Annotated in this window: 13 protein-coding genes and 1 pseudogene; 6 read left to right on the top strand and 8 right to left on the bottom strand. The window is 43.5% G+C overall.

Going from position 1 to position 14,710, the window contains the following annotated elements; translation table 11 throughout:
* The first annotated feature begins 21 nt into the window (after positions 1 to 21).
* Together lpxB and V7K30_RS27500 are read left to right on the top strand one after the other, a co-directional pair.
* On the top strand, positions 22 to 1,185 hold the full coding sequence (lpxB, locus tag V7K30_RS27495; protein ID WP_335004764.1) for a lipid-A-disaccharide synthase: 1,164 nt from the start codon (positions 22 to 24) through the stop codon (positions 1,183 to 1,185).
* A 273-nt stretch (positions 1,186 to 1,458) separates the two neighbouring features.
* Positions 1,459 to 2,793, top strand: a complete 1,335-nt coding sequence (locus tag V7K30_RS27500; RefSeq protein WP_335004766.1) for a DNA cytosine methyltransferase — start codon at positions 1,459 to 1,461, stop codon at positions 2,791 to 2,793.
* Between the two features lie 34 nt (positions 2,794 to 2,827).
* Here V7K30_RS27500 and V7K30_RS27505 read toward each other — a convergent pair whose 3' ends face one another.
* The 7 genes from V7K30_RS27505 to V7K30_RS27535 all read right to left on the bottom strand — a co-directional run bounded on the left by V7K30_RS27505 (position 2,828) and on the right by V7K30_RS27535 (position 7,584).
* Complete coding sequence (locus V7K30_RS27505) at positions 2,828 to 3,793, bottom strand: aldo/keto reductase (protein ID WP_335004768.1); 966 nt, start codon at positions 3,791 to 3,793, stop codon at positions 2,828 to 2,830.
* 43 nt (positions 3,794 to 3,836) lie between these two features.
* Positions 3,837 to 4,100: a type II toxin-antitoxin system VapC family toxin gene (locus V7K30_RS27510; RefSeq protein ID WP_335004770.1), complete on the bottom strand. Its 264-nt coding sequence runs from the start codon at positions 4,098 to 4,100 to the stop codon at positions 3,837 to 3,839.
* Between the two features lie 171 nt (positions 4,101 to 4,271).
* On the bottom strand, positions 4,272 to 5,711 hold the full coding sequence (locus V7K30_RS27515; protein ID WP_335004772.1) for an energy transducer TonB family protein: 1,440 nt from the start codon (positions 5,709 to 5,711) through the stop codon (positions 4,272 to 4,274).
* A 472-nt stretch (positions 5,712 to 6,183) separates the two neighbouring features.
* Entirely contained in the window at positions 6,184 to 6,324 is a 141-nt protein-coding gene (locus V7K30_RS27520) for a hypothetical protein (RefSeq protein WP_335004774.1), read from the bottom strand.
* 320 nt (positions 6,325 to 6,644) lie between these two features.
* Positions 6,645 to 6,800: a type II toxin-antitoxin system HicA family toxin gene (locus V7K30_RS27525; RefSeq protein ID WP_335004776.1), complete on the bottom strand. Its 156-nt coding sequence runs from the start codon at positions 6,798 to 6,800 to the stop codon at positions 6,645 to 6,647.
* On the bottom strand, positions 6,793 to 7,008 hold the full coding sequence (locus tag V7K30_RS27530) for a type II toxin-antitoxin system HicB family antitoxin (RefSeq protein ID WP_335004778.1): 216 nt from the start codon (positions 7,006 to 7,008) through the stop codon (positions 6,793 to 6,795). Before V7K30_RS27530 ends, V7K30_RS27525 begins: the two co-directional genes overlap by 8 nt.
* Positions 7,009 to 7,059: 51 nt before the next feature.
* Positions 7,060 to 7,584 (bottom strand): hypothetical protein, encoded by a 525-nt coding sequence (locus V7K30_RS27535; RefSeq protein WP_335004780.1) that lies wholly within the window; start codon positions 7,582 to 7,584, stop codon positions 7,060 to 7,062.
* A 233-nt stretch (positions 7,585 to 7,817) separates the two neighbouring features.
* On the opposite strand from V7K30_RS27535, the gene nfi reads away from it, so the two are divergent.
* The 3 genes from nfi (at position 7,818) to V7K30_RS27550 (ending at position 11,200) form a co-directional block, all read left to right on the top strand.
* The gene (nfi, locus tag V7K30_RS27540; RefSeq protein WP_335004782.1) at positions 7,818 to 8,483 is read left to right on the top strand and encodes a deoxyribonuclease V; all 666 of its coding nucleotides are present in this window, start codon (positions 7,818 to 7,820) and stop codon (positions 8,481 to 8,483) included.
* Between the two features lie 107 nt (positions 8,484 to 8,590).
* The gene (locus V7K30_RS27545; RefSeq protein WP_335004784.1) at positions 8,591 to 9,136 is read left to right on the top strand and encodes an FHA domain-containing protein; all 546 of its coding nucleotides are present in this window, start codon (positions 8,591 to 8,593) and stop codon (positions 9,134 to 9,136) included.
* Positions 9,137 to 9,241: 105 nt separating this feature from the next.
* Positions 9,242 to 11,200 (top strand): FHA domain-containing protein, encoded by a 1,959-nt coding sequence (locus tag V7K30_RS27550; protein ID WP_335004785.1) that lies wholly within the window; start codon positions 9,242 to 9,244, stop codon positions 11,198 to 11,200.
* A 698-nt stretch (positions 11,201 to 11,898) separates the two neighbouring features.
* Here V7K30_RS27550 and V7K30_RS27555 read toward each other — a convergent pair.
* On the bottom strand, positions 11,899 to 12,159 hold the full coding sequence (locus V7K30_RS27555) for a hypothetical protein (RefSeq protein WP_335004787.1): 261 nt from the start codon (positions 12,157 to 12,159) through the stop codon (positions 11,899 to 11,901).
* 134 nt (positions 12,160 to 12,293) lie between these two features.
* Here V7K30_RS27555 and V7K30_RS27560 point away from each other — a divergent pair.
* Positions 12,294 to 14,684 (top strand): annotated as a pseudogene (locus V7K30_RS27560) (tetratricopeptide repeat protein).
* Positions 14,685 to 14,710: the final 26 nt, after the last annotated feature.

Here is a 14,710-nt window from a genome sequence, read left to right on the forward strand (position 1 = left end):
TTAATAATTACCAATTATCAAATGCGGATATTTATCAGCACTGGGGAAGTATCTGGTGATTTGCAAGGGTCGCTGCTAATTACATCTCTGAAGCGTCAAGCTGTGGCGATTGGATTGGAATTAGAGATTGTGGCGCTGGGTGGCGAAAAAATGGTAGAGGCTGGGGCAATTCTGCTGGGAAATACCAGTAGTATTGGCTCAATGGGTATTCTAGAAGGGCTGCCTTACGTTTTACCGACTCTCCAGGTGCAACGACGGGCGATCGCTTCCCTAAAGCAAAATCCACCTGACTTGGTGGTGCTGATCGATTATATGACTCCGAATCTTGAGATTGGGACTTACATGAAACAGCATCTGCCAGATGTGCCTGTGGTATATTACATCGCTCCCCAAGAGTGGGCTTGGTCAGTCAATTTGCGTCGGACTAACAGGATTGTTGGCTTTACAGACAAGCTGTTGGCAATCTTTCCACAAGAAGCCCGTTACTTTCGGGAGAAAGGGGCAAAAGTTATTTGGGTAGGGCATCCTTTGGTTGACCGAATGCAAGACGCTCCCAGTCGCCAAGTAGCTCGTGCAACATTGGGGATTGCACCAGAACAAATTGCGATCGCCCTCCTCCCCGCCTCTCGCCACCAAGAACTAAAATATCTTTTACCAATTATTTTTCAAGCTGCCCAAACTCTTCAAGATAAATTACCTGAAATTCATTTTTGGATTCCCCTATCTCTGGAAGTCTATAGACAGCCAATTGAGGAAGCAGTTAAGCGTTACGGTTTGCGGGCTACAGTTGTATTAGGTCAACAAAAGGAAGTTTTTGCAGCTGCTGATTTAGCCATTAGCAAATCTGGTACTGTCAATCTGGAACTTGCTTTGTTAAATGTGCCGCAAGTTGTAGTTTACCGTCTAAGTGCCCTGACTGCTTGGATAGCTCGTAAAATCCTCAAAGGTTCTATAACCTTTGCGTCGCCACCCAATTTAGTAGTGATGAAGCCGATTGTGCCAGAATTTTTACAAGAGCAAGCCACAGCAGAGAATATTATCCAAGCAGCGATGGAACTGCTACTCAATCCTGGTCGCAGAGAGCAAACTTTGCTAGATTATGAAGAAATGCGGCAAAGTTTAGGAGAAGTTGGGGTGTGCGATCGCGCTGCTCAAGAAATTTTGCAAATGCTGGCACAGTCCTGAGTCCTGAGTCCAAGCAAACAGACTTTGTAGATGGTGTTGTGAATATAGTTTATAAGCATTTATGGCAAAAATATTTTTGTGATACTATAAATTGTTTTGAACTTTTATTTGAATAGTTCTAGTAATCGCTAGTACACTGTGGCGGGACTTTGCCTAACTTAAACAAGTTGCTCTAAGCAACTTGTTTAAGTTAGCTCATAAGTAATTTTACGCACCATCTGTACTAATTCAAATACATTCATTAGAATCCATCGGTCAACGTCTGAATTACAAATGAGACTCAGCACTCAGCACGGGCTAAACCAAAGCTATCCGCTAACAGCACGGGCTAAACCAAAGCTATCCGCTAATAACACTCTTCGTCAACGAGCGATCGCAGTTGACTTATTCGCTGGTGCGGGCGGTATGACTCTTGGCTTTGAACAAGCTGGCTTTGATGTGCTGGCGTCCGTGGAAATCGACCCGATCCACTGTGCAACACATGAGTTTAACTTCCCTTTTTGCTCAGTGTTATGTAAAAGTGTTGTGGATACAACCGGGGAAGAAATTAGGAATCGGTCTGAGATTGGCGATCGGGAAATTGATGTGGTAATTTGTGGCTCACCATGTCAAGGATTTTCCCTAATTGGTAAACGGGCTGTTGATGATCCACGAAACTCTTTGGTATTTCACTTTCATCGGCTGGTTTTTGAGCTAAAACCAAAATTCTTTGTGATGGAAAATGTTCGGGGGATCACAGTTGGCGAACATAAAGAAATCCTCCAAAACTTAATTAGCGAGTTTAAAATTTACGGCTATAAAGTAGAAGAAAATTACCAAATTCTCAACGCTGCAAATTACGGAGTACCACAGTCCCGTGAGAGATTATTTCTTATAGGTGCAAGGGAGGATGTCGAGTTACCAAAATATCCTCAGCCGATTACTAAACAAGCGTTGTCAAATAATTTAACTTCTAAAAAAATATCTGATATCCCATTGAGTCCTACAGTATGGGATGCAATTGGAGATTTACCTGAAATAGAAAAATATCCTGAGTTACTAACGATAAATTGGGTGGTAGCAGAATACGGAAAGCCTAGTAACTATGCTCGTGTACTTCGCGGGATCAAATGCCTAGACGATGATTATTCTTACAAACGTGAATATGATTTGCGAATACTTTCTTCAAGTTTAAGAACAAAACATTCTGCGGAAACTATTCAACGTTTTCAGGAGACTCAACAAGGCGAGAGAGAAAAAATTAGTCGTTTTTATAAGCTGCATCCTGCTGGTGTCTGCAATACTTTAAGAGCCGGAACAGACAAGTATAGGGGTTCTTTCACATCTCCTAGACCGATTCATCCATTTACGCCCCGTTGTATCACAGTCAGGGAAGCAGCGAGATTGCATTCTTACCCCGATTGGTTTAGATTTCATGTAACTAAATGGCACGGATTTCGACAAGTCGGTAACTCTGTACCACCGCTACTAGCAAAGGCTGTGGCGGCAGAAATTATTCGCAGTTTGAATATTTCGCCTTTTAAGCCGAGTTTGGGATATAAGTTGGGAGAGGAGAAACTACTACAATTTAATATGTCACAAGCGGCACAACATTATCAGCGAGACTGATAAGAATACACTCTGTAATATGTGCAAGGTTGGGCTAAGTCCAGGTACGGAAGAATGTACTATCTTGCCAAATATTAGCAGTCCGTTGAGCGATCGCTGTCAATTCTTGCTTTTTAAAAGGCACAAAAGCCCGCGCTATCTTGACATTATCCTCCAATTGTGCAACAGTCTCTGCCGCAATTACACAACAATGAACTCCAGGCTGAGACATTGTGTATCCCAAAGCTTGCTGCATACCTGTCAACCCACCTGATTTAAACAGCCGACCATAAGCCGGGACTTTCATCGCAATCACACCGACATTTTTTTCTTGAGCAATTGGTAGAACTACCGGGATAAATGGATGTGGGTGGTGTTTGTCGGCAGCATTCACAGGAATCAGTGTAGTGTGGAAAGGATAGCGACGCAAGCCTTCAGCAATCACTTGAGGGTCGTGATGTCCGGTAATACCAGAAAACCGCACCAATTTTTGTTGTATGGCTTCTTCTAAAGCTTTAATTGCACCAGATGGACTAAAGATGGTGTCCAGTTCTTCAGAAAAAGAAACGTGATGCAACTGCCACAAATCGAGATAATCTGTATTCAGACGTTTAAGCGATCGCTCCAATTCTCGCCATGCACCATCCCGATCTCTTTTATCAGTCTTGCTTGCTAGAAAGAGCTTTGAGCGATGGGGTGGTAGCACTTTGCCTAAATAATCTTCACTCGGCCCATAACTAGCCGCTGTATCAAAGTAGCGAATGCCAAGTTCCAACGCTCTTTGAATAATTGCCGCAGCATCATCCTCTTTTCCTTCCCAGGATAGCGGCGTTTGTCCTGCTCCTCCTAACCCGAAGATAGGGAGTTTGACTTCCGTGCGTCCCAGCACCCGTTCTGGCATAGTTGTTGGGGGTGTTGCGGTGTTGGTAGTATTTTGCTGTAAAGCATTAGTTGCCACAATACCTCCTGTCACAGCAATGCTGGTAATTAGGAAATTACGCCGCGTCTTTCCTTCTGTCATGATTGGCTTCGGGGGCGAAATTACTTTTATTGTAATATCTTAACTAGGGATAATTAATCTGAGAAAGCAAAATTACTGATAGATCAGGAACACTCCCAAATCGCTGATCATTGGTTAGAAAAGTAGAGCATTGAGTCAAGAGTGCTGTTGCTGCATGGATAGCATCTGGTAATTTGATGTTAATACTGGCACGGAGTTGAGCGGCTTCAATTAAAACCTGATGACTGACATAAATCACTGTTAAATTCTCTGAATTGCTAATCAGTTGTTTGTAAGTTATCTGTTGAGCTAATTGCTGATTTTGCAAAGGTATTAAGTTAAAAGAGTATTGCTAGTCTCCTTTTGTATTTGCTTAAATCTGCTCAAATTAATGCCCAAATAATAGCCTGGTTGAAACTAAAAACTTCGATTCAGGTAGCTATTTAACGTTAAGGTATAGTCGGTATAATACATGATTTAATTAATTGCTTACCTGTTGTTAGCCACCGTCCCCTGATAAATTTAGCTGCCCATAAACATTGATATCAAATGTAAATTGAATATGAATGTAGTTACTGGTATATCCTGTGGGCAAAGGTGCAAAGGGTGCAGATCGCTGTATAGCGTTGAGCGCCGCTTGATCAGTGACGCTGAATCCAGAGGTTTGTGCGAGCTGGAGATTGCTTAGTTGCCCGGAACGGTTAACAGTGAAGTTAAGCACTGTTCGCCGGGAAGACTGGCTCACTTCTGGTAGCCACTGCTGCTTGACTTGTTGCTGTAGTTGGTTTAAGTAAGAGGTGATATCTATATCTTGACTGCTGGCATCAATACCAGAAGTCGCTTGGTTATTTCGGTTGGAATTAGGTAAGGCTGCCAGATAATTACCGCTAAAATTCCGACTAGATACACCCACAGTACCACCCAGCAAGCTTGCTGCACCTGTTTTCTGAGATGACTGAGCTATAGGTGTTCGCCCACTTAAGAGTCTTCCCGACTGGCCTAAGTTCTTAGGATTGGGTACTGGTGATGTAATAGCAGGTGCAAGCGCTGTTTTTCGGGGTAGGGGTGACGGTGGTGTAGTATTAGGTGCTACTGCTATTTTTTTAGGTTTGGGTGCTGGTGGTATAGTTGCTTTTGCGATCGCAGTTGGCTGAACTTTTGGTGCTAGTGGTATAGTTTTTGCGATCGCTGTTGGCTGAACTTTCGGTGCTAGTGGTATAGTTTTTGCGATCGCAGTTGGCTGAACTTTTGGTGCTAGTGGTATAGTTTTTGCGATCGCTGTTGGCTGTGGTTTTGGTGTTAGTGGTATAGTTTTTGCGATCGCAGTTGGCTGAACTTTCGGTGCTAGTGGTATTGCTCTTGCGATCGCAGTTGGCTGAACTTTCGGTGCTAGTGGTATTGCTCTTGCGATCGCAGTTGGCTGAACTTTTGGTGCTAGTGGTATTGCTTTTGCGATCGCTGTTGGCTGAACTTTCGGTGCTAGTGGTATAGTTTTTGCGATCGCTGTTGGCTGAACTTTGGGTGCTAGTGGTATAGTTTTTGCGATCGCAGTTGGCTGAACTTTCGGTGCTAGTGGTATTGCTTTTGCGATCGCAGTTGGCTGAACTTTTGGTGCTAGTGGTATAGTTTTTGCGATCGCTGTTGGCTGTGCTTTGGGTTGTTGAGGAGATGGATTTGGTGATTCTGCTTTCTGCTGCCTTGGTTTTGGCTGGAATACCTCTGCTGGAGATAAGGCTGTTAAGTCAGAAGGATTCTTGCTAGAGGCTTTATGTGCATCTGAATTAGCTGACTTCACAGCAGAAAGAGGTATTTTCGGTAAAGCTTTACCACCTGCAATTGAATCTTTAGTAGCCCGGAATGAGGTTTTTTTGGGTATGTGTGTTTCATTGGGATAAACTTCAACTACCTCAATTGGAATCTCTTGCTTAGGCTCAGGCATAAAAGTTATGAGCCAATACTTGCTCCCCATCAGTAAAATAAAGTGTAGGAGGATGGAACTAACTAAACCTGGGAGTATATCGAGGGCGCGTACGCTCCGATAGCGCTGAAATTCATAAGAAAAAGCCATGTTATTGTGCTTTTGCGTGATAGATAACAGCCTCAACAGTCTATTTACTGTCTTCTAATTTAGAGGATATCGCATCTGATTCAAGCAAAACAACGAGATATTGGATGATATCTTCTTTGAACTGGATCAAGCTGAAAATTCTCTGGATAACATCATTCACGATGAGCCGGAAGATAGCTTAATTCCTGTTATTTCCGCCACACTATACTAGTTACTACACTCAAGTTACTTTGATCAATACTTTAGAATAACTGAGTTAAATTTTGGACGAATGCTGAATCTGCTTCTAAAGCATAGATCCAAATGTTGGTATCGAGGTAGACCCGTGTGCCTTGAATAGCATCTATAATTCCCATGCATCTCGTTCTTGGCGAATAAACTTATCCACTTCTTCCGGTGTGGTAAAACTGCCTTTAGCAGATCCGATAAAGCTAGTTAGAGGTTTTTCAGAATGCTCTGGGGGTAACTCCAGAAGTACTATCACTTCGACAGTTGCACCTATTGGAAGTTCTGGAGAACAGATTTATACTACACCACCAGGTTTAACGATCGCCTTTTGCCTGAATTCATTAAGCATAATCATTTATCCTCATTAGTGTCGGAATACCGCATTTCATCAGGATCGGTGAAAATAAGAGCGATGTCTACGACGGGCTATTCGGTGACGCACTGCTTTTTCTAGTTTAAGTTTGAGGGGCGATGCCTTCTCTGCGAGACGCTACGCGAACGCGCTCACAAATTTTCTATAAACTCTTCTGGCGTAACCTTTGCTTGCTTAAGAACACCACTAAGAGTGCCAACTTTTCACTCGCGGTGGACTGGTACAACACAAACAATTTCTCCGTCGAGAGTTGTTTTTTTAAGTACAACATGACTACCAGTTTGTCTAGTTTCAATAAATCCTAAGCGCTCTAATACACGAATTGCCTCATTGCCTGATATCCTTGGCAATCTAGGCATAGCTGACCTCTATACTAGTTACAAACCTGGGGCTAGTATCAGTGTCTGTTAAAGGACATTCTTCTAGATATAACCTTGTAGCTTCTTTTAGATTAGCAAGAGCTTCTTCAATTGTTTCACCTTGGTCAACTGTTCCGACTTCAGGACATTCAGCAACATACATTTCTTCTTCTTTGTGAATAATGGCAGTTAATATTTTGGTCTTCATACTCTTTTATTCTGATACGGACAATGGAGCAATCATACTACTTTTTATAGTTTAACAACGTTCTTTTGTAATCACAGAAGTACCATTACTAATACTGACTTTTTGAATAAAAAGGTCAGTACAAGATGATAAGATATCAGTGCTTATTTGGTTAGCAATAAATTCAAAATCTTGGTTTGTTAATCCCTGTGCAGTATCGCCACTGAAGTTAATACAAATAGTTAGGATTTGAGGATTGCTGGAAGACTGTTCCTTATCTACTACTTCTATTTCAGCTTCTGCTATGCCCAAATCAAACTCTTGACTCCAAGCTGAAAACTTCTTATCCGTTTGTTGTCCATAAACTTTTACTCTTTCAACAGATGCAGCGCCTAAAGCCGTTAACCCTTTACGGACAAATGCAACTAAAATTTGCTGATTTGGTACTTGGGCAGATTCTAGCATTACCTCTAAGCAAGTATCTTTGAAGGCAACTTTTGCAGTAATGCCTTTGGGGTGTAGGTGGCGGTTCATCAGAGATGCGATCGCCTGGGTATCTCCCTGTTTTGCAAGTTTTAGAATATTCGGCTGTGTCATAACCAGTAAAAGAGAAAATCTAGGAAAATAAACTTATATTCTTAGGATTCCCTCTTGACAGCCTTAAGTAACATTATGATGCAAGATATGAGCTAACCTGGGTTAAAATATTTAGTATAAAGATAGTCTTTCACGAACTTTTGTGAAAAATATATTTTCCGTGGATCATCATTTGTTTTTGCCCTTGCCTAATTAACAGATTAATATTAATCAGTTTAATTCAAATTTTCAATATGAAATTTTATCGAGATCATGCTTGGCCCTCAACGATCGAAGAAGCCATAGTTATCCAAGAAAAGCTGCGAGATCAAGTAATTACTGAGGATCAACTGCAAGAACCTATCCAGTACGTTGCTGGAGTGGATATGGGTTTTGAAGCTGATGGAACAATTAGCCGTGCAGCTGTCGCAGTTCTGAGTTTTCCTGATTTGCAAGTAATTGAGACAAGCCTAGCACACCGTCCTACGACCTTTCCTTATATTCCTGGGTTCCTTTCATTTCGGGAAATTCCAGCTGTCCTTGATGCCCTGGAGAAGATTAAAACAACACCAAATATCATCCTGTGTGATGGTCAGGGAATTGCTCATCCCCGCAGATTAGGTATAGCTAGCCACTTAGGGTTACTTATAGATATGCCGACAATTGGTGTAGCTAAGTCCAGGTTGATAGGTAAGCACGAAGAATTGGCAGAAACCAAAGGCAGCACACAACCACTAATATATAACGGGGAAACCATTGGGGCAGTTTTGCGATCGCGCACAGGAGTAAAACCTCTGTACATCTCCAGTGGCCATCGAATTAGTTTAGCTACGGCAATTGACTATGTATTACGCTGCACGCCAAAATATCGGCTGCCAGAAACTACACGTATTGCTGATAAATTAGCGTCGGCAAAATAAAGCTTGTTGAAGTTTTTTCTAAATACTTGCTTGCACCGACTCAATCGTGTTAGGAATCGCACAGAAAGAAGTTGAAGTAGCTAAATACGAGTTATGAAGTTAGAACAATGAACGCACTAACTTTAAAGTGGCACGATGCAGGTGAAGATAAAACTCAGAACATTTACGAACAACAGCCAAGTCAAAATCCTGGCACTGTCCGCATCGGCCGCGACCCACTCCGGTGCGATATTGTTCTGAGTCATCCTACTGTCTCTGGTCTGCACGTTGAAATCTTTTTTCATCACCAGCAACAGCGCTTTTATATCAGAAATTTGCGATCGCAAAATCCCCCCATTGTCGATGGACGGCAATTAGTTCAAGGTGAAATACCTTTAACTGAAGGCACTAATATCTCTTTGGGACAAATAAAACTCAATGTTACTAGCATTTCCACGGGTAGCATTCCAGCAACAATTTTGCTGTCACCGCATCCACCAGTACACGGACATCACCACCATCTACCGATACCCTCCGCACCACCGCCAGGAGTTTATGGCTTAGAATGCCCCAAATGTCATAAAGTTTCCCCAGGAGAGAATCTACAAATTGGCTGTCGTTGGTGTGGGACATCTTTAGCTGCGGCTGTCAGTGTGTTAGTAGGAGGTAATTAGGAGAGACGCGATTAATCGCGTCTGTACAAGAGTTAGGAGTTAGGAGTAAACCAATATTTACTCTTGACTGTTTACTAATGCCCAATGCCCAATGCCCCATAACCAATGACTAATGATTTACAAATCCAATTGAGTTGGGAAGATCCAGCGACGGGAGAACGACGAGAACCACTGTTGAGTATGCCGATCGCTTTTGGTCGAGAATTCGCTCGCTTACCTGCTGAACTCAGGGGAGGGCGCGTTTCTAGGATGCTGCTTAACAGTAATGAAGTTTCTCGCTACCATGCCCTAATTGACTGGGAACAAGACCATCTGGTGGTGATTGACCAAGGTAGCGTTAACGGTGTGTATGTCAATGGTCAACCACAAACGCGCAGTGTTCTGGTTAATGGCGATGCGTTGCAAATTGGCCCTTATGTGATCACAGTGACATTTGCTGCTAGCGCCTCTGCACCAGATACCACCCCCCCTTCAACGATTCACTTCAACGCAAATACCAATCTCCCAGACCCCACATTGCCTGTAGTCCAGCCCCTAACGCCCTTGGCAAGTAATTTTCCGCCATTAGCGTTTCAGGCACAAAATGTCACTGTGCAAGCACTTCATGCTACGGGATTGCCAGTAGATGAATCTGATTATCTAGCGATCGGGGCGGGACTGGGTAGCTTTTTTTGGGCTGATTTGCTGCGAATTAGTGGTGTACGGGCTGACAAAATTGTGGCTTTGGGATTAGAAGGGGAGCCTTATGCTCGTTACAAGCGCCTGTGTCTGAATTCGCAAATTCCCTTACATGAAAGACTGCGATCGAATTCTGACTCTTGTCCTGATAATATTTGGGGCTGGCCTAGTTATGCCTTGCGTGAGGCTTGGCACGATTTTACCAAGGGACAGATGAAATCAGCATTCAAGTATTTGTGGCAAGTATTTGCTGAACCCACATTTGCGGAAACTTATACTCCGCGTGCGGGTAATGTCTTTGATTCCATAGACCGGGAGGCGAAGCGCATTGGCTGGAATCAAATTTATCGCTATGGGCGAGTTAGGGTAATTCGCAAAACTGATGATGGCAGGTATTGCGTAGCCTATTCTCGCGGCCCAGGAAATTATGCTTTTTTAGTTACTCGTTATTTACATTTAGCTACTGGTTATCCAGCAATTCAGTTTCTCCCAGATTTGCAAGCTTATAGAGAAAAATATCAAGACTTTAAATCGGTCGTCAATGCTTATGAAGCCCACGATCATGTTTATCAGCAACTAGAGCAACAAGGTGGTACGGTGTTGATTCGGGGGCGAGGAATTGTGGCTTCGCGGATTGTTCAACGCATTTATGAAGCCAGAAAGCGAAATCAGAATATTTCAGTTTTGCATTTAATGCGATCGCCTAAACCCCAAGGCAACAAATTTCAAAATGCCCAGCGCTTAGTTAAAAATCATTACGAATTTCAACCCTTTAACTGGCCGAAAGCTTGTTGGGGCGGCGAACTCCGGGCAATATTAGAAAAAGCTAGTCCCGATGAACGCAAGCGTTTACTAGCAGACTGGGGCGGAACTACCACCGCCGACCGCCACGACTGGCAGCAAATTATTGCCCAAGGGATCAGCGAAGGCTGGTATCAAATTACCTTTGGTGAGGTGCTGGATGTGGAACGAGATGTCCAAAACCGGACTATTACTCGTATCCGAGAACAAAGCTTTGGGGAAATGAAATTGCTAGCTGACTTTATTATTGATGCTACTGGACTGGATGCCAAGGTAGATGCTAATCCTCTCTTAGCAGATTTGGTGAAACATTACAACCTCCCAGTGAATCACCTGGGACGATTGGCTGTAGCGAACAATTTTGACTTAGTAGAAATGCGTAGTGATAGAGGTCAAATGTATGCTGCTGGGGCTATTACTTTAGGTGGGCCTTATGCAGCAGTTGATAGTTTTTTGGGCTTGCAATATGCTGCATTAGTCGCCGTTGATGGACTCGCCGCCACCCGTGCGCCTGGAGTTCAAAGGTTAAATGTTGTAAGTTCCTCTGGGCAGTGGTTGAAGTGGGTGTTAAATCAGTCACCTTAGTTTAAGAAGGCAGGAGGAATACAGTAGACTTCTTGCATAAATCAAAAAAAGAACCCCACCCCGCCTTTGACTTACATCAAAGTCTCCCCTCCCCGCAGGCGGGGAGGGGTTGGGGGTGGGGTGTTAGAGGACTTTTGCAAGAGGTCTAGTATTTATCTGGCTGTTTTGAGTACCAAACTTAAAATTTGAGGTTCAAAAGTGCAACTTCGAGGTTAAAAGGCTCAACGTTGAAGTTCAAAGGTGCAACTTCGAGGCTAAAAGGTGCAACTTCGATGTTCAGAGGGTCAACGTCGAGGTTCAGAGGGTCAACGTCGAGGTTCAGAAGGTCAACGTCGATGTTCAGAGGGTCAACGTTGATGTTCAGAAGGTCAAGGTTGAGGTTCAGAGGGTCAACGTTGATGTCTACGACGGGCTACGCCTACGCAAAACTCTTGCTTTCCGATATGGTGATATTAAATCGGCGGTTAGAAACCAATACACTTGGGTTAAGATCCCCCCGCCTCCGGCGACCCCCTTAAAAAGGGGGTAAAAGAGATGTTAGCTCCCCTTTTTTAAGGGGGGTTGGGGGGATCTCCGAAGACCAAATATCACTAACTCAAGCGTATTGGGTTAGCTGCGTAGGTTGGGTTGAGGAACGAAACCCAACATTTCCGGGGCTTTGTTGGGTTGCGCTTTGCTTAACCCAACCTACAATATTTCTACTTCTTTTTTTCCCTTGTCGAGCTTACCATTACAGGCACTAAAGTTTTAACTAAACCCGTAATCGCCACAATCACAGAGGCAATTCCCCCAATCGACAATGAAGTTAAAATTGCCGCCGCCAGAATAATTTCAGTGGGGCTGTATCCATCTCGCATCCAAGTAGATGGATTCTCTACCGATGTTGGCGAGGCGGGGATTAATTGCGAAGTTTGGGTGATTTGATTGGAGTTGACTGGAGTTGTTAAGGCAGTTTTCATGGCTGAACCTCTTCTAAATGTTTATATACAAATCGTATTTCTGCCAGAAGAAGAGGAGATTCCCTAGACATGGAGACAAAGTAGAAAGAAGGTAGAAATTAAGTAGAATCGAGAAGAAATCTCACAAGCTGTCTATGCTATCGGCTGATTTTTTAGCCAATGAAGCTGCTACTCATAGCTTATCCCCAGAGCAAACCGCAGCTTTTGTAGAGCGGTTGAAGACTGAAAACTCAGGGAAGAGTGAGGCAAAACTTGCCAGCGAGTTGAACATCGGTGCGGCTGCTTTCAAAAAGCGGATGACTGAGGTTTATGACAAGTTCGTCCAGAGTTATCCTGAGTTAGCCAATTCTGAAAGCCGGGGTAAGCTAGAAAAGTTACGGGCTTGCTTGACAGTCAAATATAATGGCGGGCAAGATGCCCACCCCACAACTAAAGAAATTCATCAAAATATTCCCCCTGCTGTTCCATTTGAAAAATTTGTGGGACGTGAGGCGGAACTACAAAACCTGCACCAGCAATTACAAACATCTCGGCAAGTTGCGATTGTAGCTGTGGCGGGTATGGGTGGAGTTGGCAAAACTGAACTCGCTACCCAATACGCCAAACAGCATTTGCAGAATTATCAAGGTGGGGTTTGCTGGTTATCTGCACAGGGTATTAATGTCATAATTCAGATTTTCAGATTTGCCCAATTGAAATTTAAACTCATTCCACCGGACGACTGGGAATTCGCAGATAGGCTGAGATACTGCTGGGAAAATTGGCAAAAAGGTGAAGTGCTACTGGTGTTTGATAATGTCACTGACTACAAAACACAAGTTCAGCCTTATTTACCCCCAGAATCACCCCGGTTTAAAGTATTGCTGACAACGCGAGAGAAATTTGATAGAACTTTGCCGCAATTACGTTTGGGTGTTCTCAAACCATTGGCGGCGATGAAATTATTAAAATCGCTGGTTGATAGAGAGCGGCTTAAAAGCGAACCTTGGGCTGCGAGAAAAATTTGTAAATTCTTGGGATATTTGCCTTTGGCGTTAGAGTTAGTGGGGCGATATCTGGATACAATGCCAGATTTGTCTCTGGAAACACTGCTGAAGCGGCTAAAGAAAAAGCAACTGGAACATGAAGCAATAGCCAAGGCTAACCCATTGATGCGTTATCAATATGGTGTAACTGAAGCTTTTGCATTGAGTTGGGAACAATTGGATGAGAAAGCACAAGGCTTAGGCTGTTGGCTGAGTTTGTATGCCTTGGCTGATATTCCTTTTTCTGTTGAGTGGATAAAAGATGACGATGAACAAGAACTCTGGGAGAAAGCTATAGCCCAGTTGCCGAAACTGCATTTAATACAATGGCAAAGTAAAGGAATTTATCGTCTACATCCACTGATTCGGCAATTTTTCCAAATGAAGTTGGATGAGTCAAGTGAGGCAGATAAGCTAAAAACAATCTTTGCAGCGCTTATGCTAGAGGTCGCAAAGCAAATTCCTCCACAGCCTAACCGTGAAGATATTTTCAACCTCACTCCTTTTATCTCCCACCTTGCAGAAGTTGCAACCCACCTATCCCAATATCTCAGCGACGAGGATTTAATTGGGCTTTTCAGAGGTTTAGGCTGGTTTTATTACGGTCAAGGACTTTATCAGCAAGCAGAACCTTGGTACAAACTATGTAAAGATATAGCTAAAAATCGTCTTGGTTTAGAACATCTCGCTGTCGCCGCTAGCCTGAACAATCTCGCAGAACTCTACCGTTCTACAGGACGCTACGGCGAATCTGAACCCCTGTATCAGCAAGCTTTGGAACTGACTAAACGTTTACTGGGAGACGACCATCCCGATGTTGCCATTAGCCTGAACAATCTCGCATTACTCTACGAGTCTACAGGACGCTACAGCGAAGCTGAACCCTTGTATCAGCAAGCTTTAGAACTGTACAAACGCTTACCGGGAGACAACAATCCCGATGTCGCTACTAGCCTGAACAATCTCGCATTACTCTACGAGTCTACAGGACGCTACAGCGAAGCTGAATCCTTTTATCAGCAAGCTTTGGAACTGAGAAAACGCTTACTGGGAGACAACCATCCCCATGTCGCCAATACCCAGGACAATATTGCAGGACTCTACGTTTATACAAAACGCTACAACGAAGCCGAACCCCTATATCAGCAAGCTTTGGAACTGAGAAAACGCTTACTGGGAAACAAGCATCCCGATGTCGCCACTAGCCTGAACAATCTCGGAGAACTCTACGCTTCTACGGGACGCTACAGCGAAGCCAAACCCCTGTATCAGCAAGCTTTGAAACTGAAAAAACGCTTACTAGGAGACAAGCATCCCAATGTCGCTATTATCTTGAACAATCTCGCAGCACTCTACAGTTCTACCGGACGCTAGAGCGAAGCCGAACCCCTGTATCAGCAAGCTTTGACAATTTGTGAGCAGACTTTAGGTGTAGGTCATCCCGATACAATAAGGGTTCGGGGAAATTATGCAAGATTTTTAAGAGAAGCATATCGCTAACGATCGCACCTTTCAAACAAATCACA

The sequence above is a fragment of the Nostoc sp. genome, assembly GCF_036917655.1.
GTDB lineage: Bacteria > Cyanobacteriota > Cyanobacteriia > Cyanobacteriales > Nostocaceae > Nostoc.

Bases quoted from the DNA above. Each gene is read 5' to 3' on its own strand.
- nfi (WP_335004782.1), top strand. From the start codon at position 7,818: ATGAAATTTTATCGAGATCATGCTTGGCCCTCAACGATCGAAGAAGCC.
- V7K30_RS27535 (WP_335004780.1), bottom strand. From the start codon at position 7,584: ATGACACAGCCGAATATTCTAAAACTTGCAAAACAGGGAGATACCCAG.
- V7K30_RS27505 (WP_335004768.1), bottom strand. From the start codon at position 3,793: ATGACAGAAGGAAAGACGCGGCGTAATTTCCTAATTACCAGCATTGCT.
- V7K30_RS27525 (WP_335004776.1), bottom strand. From the start codon at position 6,800: ATGCCTAGATTGCCAAGGATATCAGGCAATGAGGCAATTCGTGTATTA.
- V7K30_RS27555 (WP_335004787.1), bottom strand. From the start codon at position 12,159: ATGAAAACTGCCTTAACAACTCCAGTCAACTCCAATCAAATCACCCAA.
- V7K30_RS27500 (WP_335004766.1), top strand. From the start codon at position 1,459: ATGAGACTCAGCACTCAGCACGGGCTAAACCAAAGCTATCCGCTAACA.
- V7K30_RS27515 (WP_335004772.1), bottom strand. From the start codon at position 5,711: ATGCCTGAGCCTAAGCAAGAGATTCCAATTGAGGTAGTTGAAGTTTAT.
- V7K30_RS27550 (WP_335004785.1), top strand. From the start codon at position 9,242: ATGACTAATGATTTACAAATCCAATTGAGTTGGGAAGATCCAGCGACG.
- lpxB (WP_335004764.1), top strand. From the start codon at position 22: ATGCGGATATTTATCAGCACTGGGGAAGTATCTGGTGATTTGCAAGGG.
- V7K30_RS27545 (WP_335004784.1), top strand. From the start codon at position 8,591: ATGAACGCACTAACTTTAAAGTGGCACGATGCAGGTGAAGATAAAACT.
- V7K30_RS27530 (WP_335004778.1), bottom strand. From the start codon at position 7,008: ATGAAGACCAAAATATTAACTGCCATTATTCACAAAGAAGAAGAAATG.